General features: G+C 45.4%; 13 protein-coding genes. 4 read left to right on the top strand and 9 right to left on the bottom strand.

Features of this window, described 5'->3' with window-relative positions:
- The first annotated feature begins 55 nt into the window (after positions 1-55).
- Positions 56-289, top strand: coding sequence for a hypothetical protein (locus QQL66_RS18580; RefSeq protein ID WP_284383509.1), 234 nt, complete (start codon positions 56-58; stop codon positions 287-289).
- Positions 290-334: 45 nt separating this feature from the next.
- Complete coding sequence (locus QQL66_RS18575) at positions 335-1,219, top strand: type 2 periplasmic-binding domain-containing protein (protein WP_284383508.1); 885 nt, start codon at positions 335-337, stop codon at positions 1,217-1,219.
- Between the two features lie 13 nt (positions 1,220-1,232).
- On the opposite strand, the gene QQL66_RS18570 is transcribed toward QQL66_RS18575, so the two are convergent.
- Both QQL66_RS18570 and QQL66_RS18565 read right to left on the bottom strand, forming a co-directional pair.
- Positions 1,233-1,916: an acyltransferase gene (locus tag QQL66_RS18570; protein WP_284383507.1), complete on the bottom strand. Its 684-nt coding sequence runs from the start codon at positions 1,914-1,916 to the stop codon at positions 1,233-1,235.
- Between the two features lie 47 nt (positions 1,917-1,963).
- Positions 1,964-2,626, bottom strand: coding sequence for a glycine zipper 2TM domain-containing protein (locus QQL66_RS18565; protein ID WP_284383506.1), 663 nt, complete (start codon positions 2,624-2,626; stop codon positions 1,964-1,966).
- Positions 2,627-2,997: 371 nt separating this feature from the next.
- On the opposite strand from QQL66_RS18565, the gene QQL66_RS18560 reads away from it, so the two are divergent.
- Both QQL66_RS18560 and QQL66_RS18555 read left to right on the top strand, forming a co-directional pair.
- Complete coding sequence (locus tag QQL66_RS18560) at positions 2,998-4,299, top strand: response regulator transcription factor (RefSeq protein WP_284383505.1); 1,302 nt, start codon at positions 2,998-3,000, stop codon at positions 4,297-4,299.
- Between the two features lie 139 nt (positions 4,300-4,438).
- Positions 4,439-5,722, top strand: coding sequence for an MFS transporter (locus QQL66_RS18555; RefSeq protein WP_284383503.1), 1,284 nt, complete (start codon positions 4,439-4,441; stop codon positions 5,720-5,722).
- On the opposite strand, the gene QQL66_RS18550 is transcribed toward QQL66_RS18555, so the two are convergent.
- The 7 genes from QQL66_RS18550 to QQL66_RS18520 form a co-directional block, all read right to left on the bottom strand.
- A complete protein-coding gene (locus QQL66_RS18550) occupies positions 5,719-7,065 on the bottom strand; it encodes a sensor histidine kinase (protein ID WP_284383501.1) in 1,347 nt (448 codons plus the stop codon). The two genes, QQL66_RS18555 and QQL66_RS18550, sit on opposite strands and share 4 nt — an antisense overlap.
- The gene (locus QQL66_RS18545) at positions 7,058-8,611 is read right to left on the bottom strand and encodes a DUF3369 domain-containing protein (RefSeq protein WP_284383499.1); all 1,554 of its coding nucleotides are present in this window, start codon (positions 8,609-8,611) and stop codon (positions 7,058-7,060) included. The genes QQL66_RS18550 and QQL66_RS18545 overlap by 8 nt, the downstream gene beginning before the upstream one ends.
- Before the next feature lie 257 nt (positions 8,612-8,868).
- Complete coding sequence (locus QQL66_RS18540; RefSeq protein ID WP_284383497.1) at positions 8,869-9,810, bottom strand: alpha-L-glutamate ligase-like protein; 942 nt, start codon at positions 9,808-9,810, stop codon at positions 8,869-8,871.
- Complete coding sequence (locus QQL66_RS18535; RefSeq protein WP_284383495.1) at positions 9,810-11,393, bottom strand: UUP1 family membrane protein; 1,584 nt, start codon at positions 11,391-11,393, stop codon at positions 9,810-9,812. The genes QQL66_RS18540 and QQL66_RS18535 overlap by 1 nt, the downstream gene beginning before the upstream one ends.
- An 88-nt stretch (positions 11,394-11,481) precedes the next feature.
- A complete protein-coding gene (locus QQL66_RS18530; RefSeq protein ID WP_284383493.1) occupies positions 11,482-12,117 on the bottom strand; it encodes an ATP-dependent zinc protease family protein in 636 nt (211 codons plus the stop codon).
- Entirely contained in the window at positions 12,111-13,109 is a 999-nt protein-coding gene (locus QQL66_RS18525; protein ID WP_284383492.1) for a DUF481 domain-containing protein, read from the bottom strand. Before QQL66_RS18525 ends, QQL66_RS18530 begins: the two co-directional genes overlap by 7 nt.
- A 379-nt stretch (positions 13,110-13,488) precedes the next feature.
- Complete coding sequence (locus tag QQL66_RS18520) at positions 13,489-13,869, bottom strand: hypothetical protein (RefSeq protein WP_284383490.1); 381 nt, start codon at positions 13,867-13,869, stop codon at positions 13,489-13,491.
- Positions 13,870-14,077: the final 208 nt, after the last annotated feature.

Raw genomic sequence — 14,077 nt, 5'->3', positions numbered from 1 at the left:
ACACTTATGGCCATGAGGGAACTGTTCCTCCAGCTTTTGTATTAAGGAAATTTGAATGACTAGAGAAATGCGTGATTTTTATCTGCGTCCAGAAGAAGAACAGCAAGCTTTTCTGGAACAAACTTGGTGTAACGAATGTATGGAAGTGGATTTGGGGATGAAAAACCCAAAAGAGTATGAAGAAAATGGCCGCGTCTTTATTGAGGGTGATTGTTTGAAGTGTGGAAACCCGGTGGTCACTGAAGTGGTTGATGGTGTTGATGAAGAGGATGACCTGGAAGAGTTCTAGTCGTCTACACTTCTAATATCATCAATTGATAAAGTAGAGGTGGGTATGTTCCAATCATCGATCAAAACATACTTTCCTCTTACTTGCTCTCGTCTCAGCTTAGCTGCTTGCGTATTCATACTGTCTGCTTTTTCTCCTGTTGTCTCTGCCACTTCTGTTGCTAATGACGCCCGTCCTGTTGTCATCTGCTATGAGAATCTGGATTACGTACCCTTCATGATGGGAGAAGAAGAGGTGCCTGACTATAAGCCTGGGGTTTTAATCGATCTTATTCGTACGGCAGCTCCGGACCAACCGTTCGATTTCCAGAGAAAGCCCTGGAAACGTTGTATCAAATTACTGAAGGATGGGAAGATGGATGGTATGTTCGCCACCATCTGGCTCAAAGAGCGTGATCAATGGGGGCAATTCCCGCCAGCAACTAAACAGTTTGGAGTGCCAGCGGAGCAGCGATATCGTTTATGGCACGTTCAATATCAAATCTTCATTAATCGGGCTTCTCTTCTGAAGTGGGACGGACATCAGTTTTCAGGCTTTCGGGGAATAGGTCTTTCGGCCCCTCCGGGTTATGTGGCAAAGATCAAACTAGAGGAATTGGGTGTGCTTGCCTCAGGCAGTTATACGGCGTCCGAAGGCTTTAAGCTGGTGGCTCTTGATCGTCTGGAAGGGTACGTTGTTGAAAAGCTGATTGGCCTTCAAACCATCTATCGAATTCCGACTGAATTAAGGAATCGAATTTCGTATATCAAAGAGCCACTTTTCAATGCGGATTGGCATCTGGTGTTTTCTCATCAATTCATGTCTGATCATGCGGAGATCGCTCAGGGCGTTTGGGATGGATTGGCCGACGTGCCAATGGAAGAACGTCAAGCCATCTTTCAACGGTATTCGGACCTCTATAGTCTCGATGTAGATCGAGAGATCCAGTAAACCTTAGGGATTATTATCTGGCGTTGTTTGTAACCCAATCCCATTGGGCATCGGGTTTGTCACGACGATCAGCAATGACTCTTGCAGGATTACCCACGGCGACTGCGTATTCAGGTATATCTTGTGTGACCACGGCACCCATGCCAATGATGGCATGATCATGGATACGCACTCCATCAACAATGCTTGTATTTGCGCCTATCCAAACATCCTCGCCAATGTTGATGCCTTTCGAACTGACAGCTTGTTCCCGCACCAGCAGATCCGGTGCCATACCGTGATTAAAGGCAAAGAACGTACACTGGCAGGCAACCCGGCTATGATCGCCAATGGTGATACCTGAAGATCCGCCATCCATACTGACGTTATGGTTGATCGCTACATGATGGCCGAAGTTTGCTGGTCCGTGGATAAATACGTCGGCGGCAATGGTGGTGTAATCCCCGATCTCAATGGTTCGACCGGGTTCAGCAAATAATTTGGCCGACGGTGCAATAAAACACTCATCACCAAAACGAACGGTTTCCAACTTGGATAATCGATTTTGAAGATGTTCTTGCCACGGTTTAGCCCAGGCTTTCAAGCGAGGTTTCAGCGTGTGATACAACCAAGGCATGTAGCTGAGTCGTTGCTTTTGTTGTTCTTGATAATCACTTTCGGTTAATTCAAGTGATGTGGTATCAGAAGTCTTTGTCATTTTGATGTATTGATGAATCGTTATTAGGTGTTATCTGGCTGTTGGGTTCAGTCCTGACAATAGCGTTGAACATCTGCTAACACGCGATTGTACTCCGAATCTTTGGCGTAACGTAGTTTGGCTCTGGCTTTATCGCATTGCTCTTCTTTATTGTCTTCTCTATTGCCGTCTCGATAGTGTGGCTGGCTCTGATTGAAGGTTGATGAGTAATGATCGTTAGGCGGCGAGTTAGGCTTATTTCGGTGTGATGGTTGTGCTTCTTCACAGAATTGATGGCTGACTTTAAAGAGTTCTGCTCCGTGATCGCTTTGTTCAACGGCAACACAGTCTCCTGTCCTGAGGTTATTCGGCGGTGTAGCGATGGAAAAGGATTGGCCGTTGACCAGACGAACAACTACTTTATGGGCTTCTTGGCCTGAGGTAATCGCTCCTTCGAGTCCTGCGCCAACTATGGCTCCGCCTAGCGCTCCCCATCCTCTGGCGTTTTCGGCCACTACTGCACCTGTGATAGCACCCAAGATTGCGCCACGGCCATAGCTGGGATCAATTTTATGGATGTGATGTGCAACAACGCGTCCATATTGAATTTCCTGGGGTAGGTAGAGCGCCTCTGCGTGTAAAGATTTACTACCAAACAGAAGACAGAAAACCAAAGAGATGGATGCCTGGAGATTGCAGGATTCGGGGGCTTTGAATCTTATTTTTAGCATTTTAATACTCCAATTTCCTACACTAAAAGGTACATATGTCACACGCAAAAACTCCATAAATAAACTATGGTTATTTACAGATGGCTTGAATCTTCGATAGAGACATGGGTTAGTCGGACTAACTATTCATCGTTTTTAATCAAAGAACAATAAATATTTATTACAGACAGCAAAGCATCGGAACGCTGCTGTACTGGCTCTAAGTATAACTGCTTCTGATTAGGCAGGTTATTAACCGGAATTGGTTTTAGTTGGAATGATCTGTCAGTTGAAATGACGTGTCACCTGACACTAATTCTCAACCGAAACAGGTTGCTTGCTGAAAGAATCGGTCTATGCCTTGGTTGGATGGCTCTTAATGGGATTACTTGATGAAAGTACTGGTTGTTGATGATGAAATAGTAGCGCGCAAAGCTGTTTTTCGTTCGCTGAATGAAGAGTTCCAAGTCACTATGGCGGAAGATGGGCCCTCTGCCATAAGTGCCGTTAAACAAGAAAAACCTGATCTGATTTTGTTAGATGTAGAAATGCCGGAAATGAATGGTTTTGATGTGTGTAAAGCCATCAAAAAATTAAATTCCGGCTGCGAAGATATACCTGTTGTTTTCATTTCCTCTCGGAGCTCCGTTGCCGAACGTCTTCGCGGGCTGGAACTTGGTGCCGAAGATTACCTTATTAAACCTTTTGAACCTGAATTCTTGCGAGCCAAGTTATCCAAGGTGCTGGATTATCGACATGAGCGTGATCAGTTAAGAAATCAGCTCCATGAGGCTAATCAGGCCGCGTTTCAGGCACTCTCCGGGACGAGTGAATTTGGAACTGCCATTCGTTTTGTAGAGAAAACCCACAGCATTGGATGTCATGATTTATTAGCTACTCAGTTCTTCAAAGCTACTGATCAGTTTGGCTTGAATTGCAGTTTGATGATCAAGTCGGATTTGGAAGTAAAGTTCTACACCAGTAATCCCCAAAATCCTGTCGTCAGCCCTCTCGAAAAAGAATTGATCACTGTTCTGTCGGAAGCGAAGCGATTTAATGATTTTGGCGCCCGGACTCAGATTAACTACCCCTATGTCTCTTTACTGGTTAAAAACATGCCAGTGAGTGAGCCAGATCGTTATGGTCGGTACAAGGATCTGCTGCCATTCATGATTGAAGTGGCTAATGCGACCATTCGTTCGTTGAATATTGAGTCTCAATTGATTGAGCAGTCCCACAATCTGAGTAAGTCTTTTGAAATTGTGAAGCAAACCCTGGTGCAGTTGACCGATGCGCTTCGGGTCAATCAGGAGGACGTGGCCAGCATTATGAATAAGATGCTGATGGAGCTGGACGAAGAAATTCCAAGAATGGGCTTGGATGATGACCAGGAAACTTACCTGATTCGACGGATTGATGGTGCCGTGACAGAAGCCAATGGGGTGTTGGATACCGGTACGAATTTGAAAGGTTCAATTAACAACGTGATTCGATTGCTCGATCACTTGGTCGATCAGCAAAATCAAATGGTAGATAAAGCCATCGCAAGTAAAAACCAGGCTGATAATACAAATTCAGGTAAACCCACAGCCGATGCCTCCCTTGAAAGTGTTGCACAAGGTGGGAACGAGGTCGCCAATGAGGAAGGTAGCTGTCAGGATGAATATTTGGGTGAAGATATCGAGCTTTTCTAGTTCGTGTTTAGCTCTTATTTAGCCCATGTCTAACTCTTGAACGGTCAGAATATATTCGTGCTAACTTAGGCGGACAAAAGTAATCGCTCTGTGGTAGGGTGCGTCCATAATTTTTCGTCATTATGGATGATCCCGGCGTATGTCATCGAGCGCTCTTAAACCTATCGACAATCGTTTTCTATTTGTTCTTCTAACGTCGCTATATTTCTCGCAAGGCTTTCCCTCCGGATTATTGGCTCATGCCATGCCTGCCATTATGCGAGAATACGGAGCTTCCCATTCGGCTATTGGCGCGCTGAAGTTATTGGCGCTGCCTTGGTTGTTTAAATTTCTCTGGGCACCCTTCATTGACCGTTTTTATTATGCTTCTTTAAGCCCGCATCGTAGCTGGATTTTGATGATGCAGTGTGGTGCTGTGGCTACCTTACTTGGCTTGTCTTTGATGCCTGCCGATTGGATTTTTGGCCAGGGTTTGGCGGTATTGTTTGTTCTGCTGTGTCTGCTCAATGTGTTTTCATCAACTCAGGATGTCGCGACGGATGGTTTAGCCGTTTCATTGTTAAGCGAAAAATTGCGAGGTCTCGGGAATACGGTTCAGGTTGCCGGTTACAAAATTGGCTTAATGTTAGGTGGTTCCGGCCTGTTGATCATGATGAATTCCATTGGGTGGAGTTTAACGATTCAGCTGGTGGCTGTGACTTTGATTCTGATGTTGATTCCAACCTTATTTTTTAAGGAAAACTCGGTGTTAAATCGAGAGGAGAGAATTTCCGGGCGGTCATCCGGTGAAACCGACAGTTATTTCTTTTGGGATTACTTCAAAATTAAGCACATCGCCTACTGGCTGTTGGTTTTGTTTACCTACAAGTTGGCGGATGGCATGTCGTCCACTTTAGTGAAATCGATGTTGATTGATCAGGGTATGGATTTGGCGAGGGTAGGAGAGATCACCTTATTTTCTTCCATTGCCGGTTTGCTCGGGGCTGTACTGGTCGGAGTTATCTACCGCTACTTCAAACCGCTTCAGTTATTGTTTGGCTTTGCTGTTCTGCAAATCGGGTCGATCAGTGCGTATGCTCTGATTCCTGGATTACAAGTCACCAATCATTCGGATGTTTTTTGGATGTATTGGATTGTTACTCAGGATCAGTTGGTGGATACCATGTCGACGGTGGTTCTGTTCGCGATCATGATGGGGCACTGCCGGAAAACCCATGAAGGTGGAGACTACACCTTACAAGCGTGTGTTCAGGTTCTGTCAGCCGGTATTGCCGGTGCCTTGGGCGGTATGATTGCTGATGTTTTGAATAACTACGTTTGGTCGTTTCTTTTTGCGGCAAGCCTGGGCGTCTTAGCGCTTATTTCGTTAGGGGTGTATTTCTCAAAGCCGAAAAGCTCAGGGTTGATGACAGCGGCAAATTAACTGTTAGGAAGCGTTAGGGTAAATCGAGTGAATTTCCCGGCTTCAGTTTCCAGTTTAATGGTTCCGTGCAGTGTTTGGGTGACCAGGTTTTGGACGATGTTTAACCCTAAGCCGCTGCCACCTTTTGAACGCCGAGTGGTAACGAAAGGCTCAAAGAGCGAGTCTTTGACTTCCTCTGAGATCCCTTGTCCGTTATCTTCTACGGTGATTTGAATGTGATCTTCCAATGGCTCTACTTCGATGAAGATACTGCGATCTTTTTGATCTTCCGAGAACGCATGTATTCCTGCATTCATCAGTAAGTTTGTCATTATCTGAGCAATGCTGCCTGGGCAGGAGTTCAACCGGATATTGGCCGGACAGATGAGGTTGATCTCTGTTTGATGTTTCTTTTTAAGTTCGGGTTTCAGGCTTTTGACGATATTGGTTAAGGTGTCCCCGAGATTAATCTCCATGACACTGTCATTACTTTGATCAACCGCTATTTGTTTGAAACTTCTGACAAGCTCTGCGGCTCGATTCAGATTTTCCAAGAGTAGATGACTTCCTTCCTCGATACTTTCAAGAAAGTCTTTAAATTGTGTTTGGGTAATGGTGCCTGCTTTAAAGGCGTTAGAAATGTCGTGTGTCATTTGCTGGATGTGCGTTACTGTCGTCACACCTAAGCCAATGGGGTTATTAATTTCGTGCGCGATACCAGCCACCAGTTGGCCCAGCGCAACCATCTTTTCTTGTTCTGATATTTGTTGGAACGCGAGATTAAGGTGATGATTTCGTTCTTCAATGAGTTGAGACAGTCGGCGATTGGTGTCTTCCAAATGAGTTTGTGCAGTAAGTCGATCTTGAGCGGTTAATGCGCGCCCGAGAATGTCTGCTAAGGTGCCGGCAAAACTCTGTTCTTCCGGTGTCCAGGTTCTGGCGGGCCCAACGTGTTCGCAGCACAAGGTGCCGACAATAACCCCTCCTTTTCGAATCGGCGCGTCCAGAATGGAGTGAATGCCTTCCTCCATCAGGTAACTTTTAAACTCGATGGTATCCGGGTCTGATATGGCATCATTCGCTACGATAAAGCGCTTTTCTCTCAAGGCATCGAAATAAGCCGGATACTCTTTGTCGGAAAAGGCACTGTCTGGATAGTCGATGTGATCTCCGTGATTAAGCATCAGGCAATCAATTTCTGTAATGTTTTTATCGAGTGTCCAGATGCTGCATCGGGCTACGTTAAGGCCCTTTCGACCTATGCCGGTGACAAACTCAGCAGCGGCCTTGTAATCACCACTATCGATGATCGGGGATTGGGAAACCTCCAGCAAAAGTTTGTTGAGCTGGTTTGACTTATTCATCTGGGTATCTGCGTCGAATGGCTTCAAAATCTTTTTGATTGTCCAGAATGATCTTCACCAGTGCCGGATCAAAATGTTTGCCAGATTCCTGCTGAATAAACTCGATGATCTTTTCATGGGGCCAAGCGGTTTTATAGCAACGAGCACTGCCAAGTGCATCATAGACATCAGCCAACGCCACGATTCGGCCGCATATATCGATGTCTTCCCCTTTGATGCCATTGGGGTAGCCGGTTCCGTCCCATTTTTCATGATGTTGCAACGCAATAATAGCGCCCATTTTGAGAATACGTTTTTCAGACTTTGCCAGAATTTCATATCCGACCTCAGCATGAGTCTTCATGATGATCCATTCATCATCCGTATGTTTGCCGGGTTTGTTGAGAATGGAATCCGGTACCGCTATTTTCCCAATATCATGGAGCGGTGACGCATGTTTGATCAACTCTACCTCGGCTTCGGAGAGTCCTACTTTTTGGGCAAGTAGCTCACTGATTTTAGCCACCCGTTTTACATGGGCACCGGTTTCTTTGCTTCGTTTTTCAACGGCCTCACCCAATAGGTACACTAGCTCACGCTGGGTATCTTCAATTTCTTCTCTGAGCAGTAGATTTTCATAGGCAATGGCCACGCTGGTGGAAAAGATCTCCAGTAACCTATGATCAAGTTCAGTGAGTGTGTAGACGTTTGATACATAAAGCAGGTTTTCGCTGCCTGAACGAGTCGCAAAGAAGCCTACAAAATGATTGTCTTTATGGAGTGAGCATCGTTTGCTCATGGCTTCTTCGAAGAGCTCCATAATGTCGTCGGGAATTTCCTGATCTTGTGTGTCAAGCAGGGGGCCAAGCTGTTCGCCTGTCGCTGCAAGAATCTGGTATTCATTCTGTCGGTGAGACGCTGCAAAGGCTGAAACGGTATTCAGATACATGGCGTTTTCATCCAAGCCCAGGATATTGGTCACTTGCATAAGCATCGCCGAAGCAAATTCTTCCAGACGGCTGAACTCCATGATCTCATTGCTGGCATGGATGACTTTTTCCAGGCCCAGGCGATGATTATCAATCATCTTGATATCACGATAGGAGCGCAGGCTGGAAAAGAACAGGGTTTTAAGCTTGGTGACGGTTAGTTCTGTTTTGTCTTTATAGTCATGAATGTCTAAGTCCCGGATCACTTGTTCTTCAGGTGCTTGTCCGGGTTGCCCTGTGCGAAGTACAACACGCGTGGTTGTAATATTGAGGTCAGTACGAATGTATTCCGCTAATTCCAAGCCAGCGTGTTCGGTTTCCATGACCACATCGACTAAGGCCAGTGCATATTCTTTCTCAGCAAGAAACTGCTTGGCTTCGGCGGCAGAATAGGCGTTATCAAAGTGCAGGGTTTTATGGTCGAACTCGAACCCTTTCAATACCATCTGAGTGACTGTATGGACTTGGGGTTCGTCATCCACGATCAGAATGTGCCATTGACCTCGTTTCTGAGAGGGTTTTGGCTGATCTTTTTTGAGAGTGGAACTCTGATCTCCGAACAGTAATGTATCGCCCATGACTGAGAAAGCACCTATGTGAACCTTACTCAATTCAGTTTAGTCGGGATTCAAACAACTACTAATTGGATTTCAAACAACTACTAACCGGATCTCAAATAACTACTAGCCGGATTTCAAATAGAGAGTAATTGGATTTCACTTAACGGGTTATTAGCAGATGCCTAACAACCCGTTAAGTGATCGATAAGAGAGGAGAACCTTGGATTTGTGATTACTGCATTATGATTCTGAAGTATTCCGTTCAGTTATCCAGTTCAGTCCTTCCATTGATTGATAGACCATTGCACTCGCTCGTCGACACTCAGTTCAGTGTGTTCTAAGCGTTCGACGGTTTGTAATCGATGGGCTAACCCAATTTGATTGGCGATCTGAATGGCTAATCCCGGACGGGCATTTACCTCAAGAATCAATGGTCCAAGGTCTTTGTCCAGAACAATATCCGCTCCGAGATAGCCCAGATGGGTCATTTCATAGCAAGCGGCAGAGAGCTTCAAAATAACGTCCCATTGAGGAATATCTAATTCATCAAAAGGCTTTTCTGTATCGGGATGAACATCTACCAAATAACCGTTTTGAACGGCAAACAAGCTTTTTCCGGTACTGATATTCAGCCCTACACCCACGGCCCCTTGGTGAAGGTTCGCTTTGCCGTCCGAGTCTTTTGTGGAGCACCGCATCATGGCCATAATCGGAAAACCTTTAAAGATGATGACCCGAATATCCGGTACCCCTTGATAACTGTAATCGTTGAAGCGCGGATCAAAGTTCACCAGATCTTCTACCATGGCGACATCATTACGGCCACCCAGACTGTACAAGCCACTGAGTGTGTTGGAGATATGACGTTGGATATCCATTAAGCTGATTGAGTCACCACTGGGCTTCAGGAAGTGATCACCTTCACGACCAACAATCACCAGAATGCCTTTGCCGCCACTGCCTTGAGCCGGTTTGATTACGAACTTCTCAAGTTTTAGGAATTTCCCCAAGGCTGACTTGATCTCAAACTGATGAGAAATCACACCGATCAGATGAGGGACCGAAATCCCTGCTTTCAACGCAGCGGTTTTTGTTTTCAGTTTGTCATCTACCAAGGGATAAAAACGGCGGTCGTTATAGCGAGCAATGTAATCAACGTTACGCTGATTCATCCCCAGTATGCCCATGCGTCTGAGCGCAAAAGGGTTAGCTAACATTAGTTTTCTCCCTGTTTGGTCGACGCTTTAGGCGCTGGGATGTGCCAATCGTGTTCAGACTTACTGACTTGTGCAAAACGGAGCAGCTCAGACAAACGATAGCCGTTGTATTGACCCAAAATAAGGATGAAGCCCAGTGTTGCCAAATGCAGCTCAGGGAAGTTGAAGACCAGATATTTCAAGGTACTTGAGGTCATCACAAAGTAACACATGATCGCTACCACCAAACTGCCGGTACCTTGAACCAATACATCTTTAGGGCCTTCTTCTTCCCAGATAATCGACATGCGCTCAATGGTCCAGGCAAGAATAATCATAGGGAAGAAGGTTACGGTAAGACCTTGCTCAATACCTAACTTGTGGCTGGTAATGCTAATCACGCCCATCAGACCGACCACAATCACAACGATGGCGGCAACACGGGCAACCAGCAGCAGGTTAATGTTACTTAGATACGATCGAATCAGCAGACCAACGAAAACAATGGTTAAAAATACTGGCAGCCCGGTGGTCAGTGTTGTTTCAATGAATGCCAGAGCGATCAATACCGGCATAAAAGTACCAGAGGTTTTAATACCGATCAGAACCCGTAAGAACACCACAACCAAAGCGCCAAGCGGGATCAGCAGAATCAGCTTGAAAATACTTTGCTGTTCCGTTGGTAACCCAAGAATGGTGAATTCTGAATCGCTTCCATCGGCGTGTAGCTCATTCCAGACAGCAACTTTTTGACTGGACATAATGTTACTGATGATAGAAAAACGAACTTCTGAATTGGTGCCGCCAACCACATCAAGTAACGATTTGCCTCCGATCTGCCAGATCAGGAAGTTATCCAAACGCGTGTCTCGATCCGAATCAAAATTGAACAGGCGCCATTCACCATTGATATACACAGACAATATTTCAGAAGGCAGTAAACGTCTGTGGCCGTCTTCGAGATATAAGCCGCGAACAATGGTTGAATCTATGCCTTTTAAGGCCAGCAGGTCTTTGATTAATTTAGGTTGGCTGCCGGTATTTAATTCGTCATTCAGTAGATAACCCACTTCAGGCAAATCCTTGGTACGAATGATTTGAATAAGGCGATTTACCAAACTTTCGGTATCTGCGGATTGATCAAAGGCCATGTCAACAATGGCTTGTGCGGCAACCTGTTGGTCTTTGTCGAAACTGGCAAGCGGTTCTGGATTCGGCTCCGGCATCAGTGCCGATTGCTGTTGGCCGTCGTACGACAGCTGCATCTTATAGTAAAGACGCTGAGGCCCTGTGGCGTTGCGTTTACTCCAGATAGCTTGGCGAACATTGTTTTCTTCCGTGGTGGTTAGCCCATAGCCACCCGTTGTGTATTGTTCATCCAGAATCACGATACCACTTTGCTGACTTGGCAGCGTCAGTTTGGCTTGTGCTTCGGGTTGGGAGGCATCAGCTTTAAAGGTCACCAGAGCCTCAATGGTCCAGACTTCCTGAGTTTCGCCTTTGGCGAGCGGGAAGCCTTTTTCATAGGACTTGTGAAGCGTCATGCCAATCCCTAAGAGAATAAGGGCAAAGGCAATAAAATAGACTTGGGCTCTGCTGGACATAGGGTTGGTTCCTTTATTGATGTTCCATTATTTTTGCGGTTGCGTTAAAACGGGTGATCGCCTGATGCTAGGCTTGTTTTATACCAGGCTATTTCGTTTCGTTAGCAATGAACTTTTGACTCACGTCGATAACGGCTCGATCCATCAGGAAGTTTCTACCAATAAGAACAGGGTATGTAAATTCACTACGATCAGTCAGAGAAACTTCAACGCGTTCGGTTAGGTTGCCAATGCTCAGATCCAGCAACACAACGTAGCGCTCTTGCAGCTCTGTACCATGACGCTTGATTTTCACCACGCGTTCCACCGGCTTTTCAATTTCGAATGTTTGCTTGGTTTTTCGATCGTAGAGATTGAAACGCACCCAATCCTTACCATCGCGTTCAAACGGTGTGATGTCTCGGGCATCAATCGAAGTGGTGGTGGCACCGGAATCGATTCGGGACTCAAACGACCATTCGGATGGAGTGATCTTTGTGTTTTCTACTTGCCCTATGACGGTCTTTTTCTCGATGCTTTGAAAACGAGCAGGCAGGACTTCTACGCGCTTTTCGACTTCTTTGGTGATCACCGTCGGCTTAACGTCAGGGCAGGCTTGTTGAACTTCCTTTGGCGGAGGGCAGTTCTGAGCCTGTGGATTACCTTCTGATGGTTGCGTCGGCAAGGCATCGCAGCCTGCAAGTACGCCAACAAGTAAAAGAACACTTAATGATTTGTTTACCATCGGTAGGATACTCCAAATGTTAGGTTGCTGTAGGTCTTACTGTCACCCGACTCCGGGGCGTCGTTGTAATCCCATTCGTAATTCAAATTGATGCCAATGTTGTATGGCAAGCCGTATTCCAGGGTAGAAATGGTTTCGATGCGCTTGTCGTCTTTCCCGAAGTAGAGCAGGTTGTTTTCGTGGAAGAAATACAGGCCATCGATGATGGTTTCTTCTTTATAGTAGAAACGAAGTTCAAGACCAAACTCCTGTACCTGGCCTTCGTCCTGGTAGTGCTCATCCAGAAATACCAAGTCCATGCTATAGAGCATGTTTCTGAAAGGCGCTAACCAGGGTTGATGACCGATACCCAGGCCGAAGATACGACGACGATCCAGGTTCTCGAATAAATCCTCTTCGTATCGAAAACGGGATGTCAGGAATATCTTCGGACTGACAAAATAGTCGATGGAGGTATCAAACAGAATTTCACGATCGGTGGTGACGTTGTTGGATGAGTCTCGCTCGTATTCAAACTTTGATCGGTTTCGAAGGTTTTCATAAGTGATCGAGTTTTCCAGCGTGAGTTCTAACTCTCTGGAATTCTTACCACTCTCACTGTGTTCAATATCGATCTCCGCAAGGATGGAACCAGAGTAGTGGAACTCCCTGTTGATCGGTGAGAGGTAGTAAAAGTACTTTACGTCATCCATTGTCGACAGCTCGACCGTCTCACCATCAATGGTTTCAATAAGGGTTACCCCGCCAGTAATGCTTTGCAAACGACCTTCATACCGCTTGCCGTTTTTAAGCCGAATACTAACGTTGCGCTCAAGTATTAAGCTTTGGATATGACTTCTGTTTAAATTGATGGTGCCTGAGTGGGAGGTGGATAACCGTAATTTGCTGCCATCCATATAGCTTATAAACCCGGTCAGTTGATCACCGCTGCCCGTTATCACTTGATCAGAAAATACGGGAAGACTAAAGAGTGCTAGCAATGATGAAAACAATAGCTTTCCAACACTTGTCCTGAGTAACAGGTTGTGTGTGACTAAAATCCTGTATGGAAATGCTGAACGCATTTACTGATCAATCCTTGAGTATGTTGAAAGTGTAGGTTGTGTTGAAAGTGGACTTTGAGACCTGTCGTTGGAGATGGTTCCCTTGATCTACCAATAATTAAACTTATTTCACGTTATCTTAATCACAGCGCTTTAAGGTTTAAAGCGAATGATGAATTTACTGCTTCTCTTCTGAATTCCTCGGTATACGCCTGGGTCTTTTTACGTGCCATGAGAGCACCTCCATAGTGGTCAAATATAACTATAGGAGGTGTCTACAATTCGTGGGGAAGACGGGTAGTTAACGCCGCCAGCATGGCTGGCCTTGTTAGCCATTGATCTCAATTCCGTATTCTTGGGCGACCTCATCGAGATTTTGGTAGATTTTTGCAGTATACAGATGCTTGCTCTTGTTTATTGCTGCCAATAGATGACTAGCAATATTGCGATTCATGTCTTCCCCGCCACAAGAAGGTATAGTAACTAGAACCAACAATAGCGGAATTATCGCAACGAGTAATTCCGCTGAGTATTGAGATATGTAATACGCAGCGGCCATTCGTGGATCATTAGAGTACTCGTCATGAGGCGCACAAATATTACAAAGCTCTAAAAGCAACTTGGGATCATTTCTATGATCAGAGAAGAAACTCTCAGCTTCTTTGTCTGAATGTAACGCGGCTATTAATTTTTCTCTTAGTGGATTCATGCTGGTACTTTTAGTGTGGCTAACGAACCTGTAGAAAAACCCTTCTACAATCCTTGTTTTTGTTGATCCCTATCCTACCCAACACATTGTTTTTATTGAACATTTTTTATTCGCCCGAGGTTTAACATAACTTCCTATTATGCGATTAATAAGGTCATTTATTAACCATAGTGACGATATTCACCCTTTTAGGCGGCCAACTCACCGT

It is taken from the genome of Litoribrevibacter albus (assembly GCF_030159995.1).
Classification (GTDB): domain Bacteria; phylum Pseudomonadota; class Gammaproteobacteria; order Pseudomonadales; family Litoribrevibacteraceae; genus Litoribrevibacter; species Litoribrevibacter albus.
This window is presented reverse-complemented; position numbering and strand designations above follow the sequence as displayed.

Coding starts and splice junctions, on each gene's coding strand:
- QQL66_RS18580 (WP_284383509.1), top strand. CDS start 56: ATGACTAGAGAAATGCGTGATTTTTATCTGCGTCCAGAAGAAGAACAG.
- QQL66_RS18575 (WP_284383508.1), top strand. CDS start 335: ATGTTCCAATCATCGATCAAAACATACTTTCCTCTTACTTGCTCTCGT.
- QQL66_RS18570 (WP_284383507.1), bottom strand. CDS start 1,916: ATGACAAAGACTTCTGATACCACATCACTTGAATTAACCGAAAGTGAT.
- QQL66_RS18565 (WP_284383506.1), bottom strand. CDS start 2,626: ATGCTAAAAATAAGATTCAAAGCCCCCGAATCCTGCAATCTCCAGGCA.
- QQL66_RS18560 (WP_284383505.1), top strand. CDS start 2,998: ATGAAAGTACTGGTTGTTGATGATGAAATAGTAGCGCGCAAAGCTGTT.
- QQL66_RS18555 (WP_284383503.1), top strand. CDS start 4,439: ATGTCATCGAGCGCTCTTAAACCTATCGACAATCGTTTTCTATTTGTT.
- QQL66_RS18550 (WP_284383501.1), bottom strand. CDS start 7,065: ATGAATAAGTCAAACCAGCTCAACAAACTTTTGCTGGAGGTTTCCCAA.
- QQL66_RS18545 (WP_284383499.1), bottom strand. CDS start 8,611: ATGGGCGATACATTACTGTTCGGAGATCAGAGTTCCACTCTCAAAAAA.
- QQL66_RS18540 (WP_284383497.1), bottom strand. CDS start 9,810: ATGTTAGCTAACCCTTTTGCGCTCAGACGCATGGGCATACTGGGGATG.
- QQL66_RS18535 (WP_284383495.1), bottom strand. CDS start 11,393: ATGTCCAGCAGAGCCCAAGTCTATTTTATTGCCTTTGCCCTTATTCTC.
- QQL66_RS18530 (WP_284383493.1), bottom strand. CDS start 12,117: ATGGTAAACAAATCATTAAGTGTTCTTTTACTTGTTGGCGTACTTGCA.
- QQL66_RS18520 (WP_284383490.1), bottom strand. CDS start 13,869: ATGAATCCACTAAGAGAAAAATTAATAGCCGCGTTACATTCAGACAAA.